The sequence below is a fragment of the Moorena sp. SIO3B2 genome (assembly GCF_010692525.1).
In the GTDB taxonomy this organism is placed as follows: Bacteria; Cyanobacteriota; Cyanobacteriia; order Cyanobacteriales; family Coleofasciculaceae; genus Moorena; species Moorena producens.
The window spans coordinates 1-2,584 of the sequence record NZ_JAAHHE010000637.1; the positions used below are offsets into that span (position 1 = coordinate 1).

Here is a 2,584-nt window from a genome sequence, read left to right on the forward strand (position 1 = left end):
GGATTGGGTAAGTCAGCGGGATTGCTCCCGCTTCGTCCCCAACGCACCGTGCGAACAAGTCTCCAAGTACACGGCGCAACCGATTCTTTTTGAACTCATTTATCACTGCCACTTCTTTTCTGAGATTTACGGTTTTGTACCTTTTGGTTTTTGTTCCGTTTCAAAGAGGGTTTTTTTCTCCCGGCTCTCAGCATTTTCTGTATGTCGGGATTGGTGGCACCCAAGGCATGTATGGTGTGGTGGCAATCCTCGTGTAGATAGATGAGGTTATCGTATTGGTCTTGTCCACCTAGATGTATTGGTATAATGTGATGTATATGTAATACATCACTAATCCCAATTGATTGATTGCAGACAGGACAGAGGTAGTTCTGTCTGTTTGCTATTTTGTCCTTTCCCGCTGAGAATCTTCCCCTTGCCGTTTTTTCCCTTTGTAATGCTTTGCGCTCTTCCCAGTACCCAATCAGGTCGGGGTCGTCTGGGCTGTTTTTGTATTGGACTAGGGTATGGCGTTTGATGGGTTTCCAAGCGAGTTTATGCAGATATGCATTTTTTGAGGATTTGTTTCCGTATACCCATTTGTCTTCCCTTCCTGGGCAGTGTTTTCCAAAGTAGTTCTTGGATATCCACTTCCAGGATTTATTTGGATGTTTCCGTAACCCCCATCTTTTTAATTTCCAGAAGATGTAGCTATCGAGTGTATTGAAGGTTTCTTGAGCCACTACACCATCATGATAGTTGCCCCACCCTCTTATTTTGGGATTAAGCTTCCTTATGACTTGTTCTTGGGATGCACTCTTTAACTTTTTGAATTCATCCTTCAATTGTTTCTTGAAGTTATTGATGTTCTTCTTGGAGGGTTTGATGAGGGTGACCAATTCGGTTTTCCGTGCAGTGGTTCTGTACTTGCGGAAGTTCCATCCTAGGAAGTCAAACCCTTCTGTCAAGTGTTTGATGCTGGTCTTTTCCTCAGATAGTCTTAATCCTTTTTTGGTTAACCATTCTTGTATGATTACCTTAGCTTCTGTCGCATCTTCTTTGCTTTGAGTTAGAATCACAAAGTCATCGGCAAAGCGGACAAAGGTTCTTTCTGAGATGTTGTTCCAGAATCCTCCTGATTTTTTCCTCTTGTCTTTGCGCCACTTATATGTAATTCCTAATTCATTTTCCATGCCATGTAGGGCTATGTTAGCCAGTAATGGGCTTATTATTCCTCCCTGAGGTGTACCTGACTCGGTGTTATAAAATACGCCTTTATCGACGTATCCTGTCTTTAGCCATTGTTCCACCAGGTTTCTAGCTGGAAAATTTCCAATGGTTTCCAGTAGTGGTTCATGGGCAATATGATCGAAGCATCCGGAGATGTCTGCGTCTAGTACCCACCACTTTCGGTTGTTTTCACCCTTTATGTTGTTGAATATCCTTTGTCTAGCGTCATGGGTGCTTCGGCCTGGTCTGAATCCGTATGATGTCGGTTCAAATTTAGCTTCCCATGAAGGCTCTAATGCATTTTTGACGATACTTTGTATGCATCTATCTATCATGCTAGGTATTCCTAATGGGTGTTTTTTTCCATTGGGTTTAGGAATGTATACACGTTTGGTTGGAATTGGTTTCCAGGCTTTGTAAATTTTTAGAGCATCGACCAGCTCTGCCCTGAGTTTGGGGGTAAGATTGGCTATTTTGTCTATCCCAGGGGTGTTTTTGCCTTGATTTAACTGTGCGGCCTGTCTTACGGAAATGAGTATATTGGAGTAGCTACGTAGCATTAGCCGTTGTAGCTTATTCACCTTTTTCCAATTGCCTTCACGAGTCGCGAGGAATATCCTACGTCTTAATTTCCTGACTAACCGATAGGCTTTCTTCCAGTCTATGGAGTGCCACTCGGTAGCTTGTTCAGTTACGATACCGTTTTCGGTTGAATTCGGTTCTATCTTTTCCATTACAATTAAGGATTAATAAGTATTATGTTCCTCCCTCAGAATCAGTTCTGAAATTCAGCACTCTGCACGAGTTGAGGGATTTCCCTCTATCCAACCGGTTATACGCTCTTCACGCTTTCCCGTCGGTTTTCACCATGTTGGCTTTAGCTTGGTTCAGTCTTTTACCGGACTCAGAGTTATACCTCTTCTTGCGATTTGGCTACCTTAATCATCGACCTAGATTAAGGACTCAATCTCGGCTTACCCGGTTACACACAAAGGAGATGCGAACTAATGGTTGTCGTCTCTACGCCGAGTCCGTGGAGTTCTTCCGATTATCCAATATCTACTGGATTAACCCATGGAGCTAGTATCCCCATTACCGCTTTGACAGGGATATCAATCATTACGACGCTTCAATCAACGATTCCTTTCGTCAACCTGTTAGTTCTTTCCCTAACGTTCCATTATCATGCGGTATATGCTTCTGGTTACGCATTACCCTCTAGCTGTGAGACATAACAATTCGGGAGTACCTCAGCTTGTGAGCCGTTGATATCCATCTCGTTATGCCCCTTTGGGTGGGAACTTCGCTTGAACCCTAGCTGATCGGAAGGTTACGGAACCTTCACTCCTTTGAGCGCCTTCTTCGGTCGCCCAGA

Annotated in this window: 1 protein-coding gene; it reads right to left on the reverse strand. The window is 43.7% G+C overall.

Annotated features, from left to right (window positions below; translation table 11 throughout):
* Positions 1-95: 95 nt before the first annotated feature.
* A complete protein-coding gene (gene ltrA / locus F6K38_RS39220) occupies positions 96-1,943 on the reverse strand; it encodes a group II intron reverse transcriptase/maturase (protein ID WP_287360323.1) in 1,848 nt (615 codons plus the stop codon).
* Positions 1,944-2,584 lie beyond the last annotated feature (641 nt).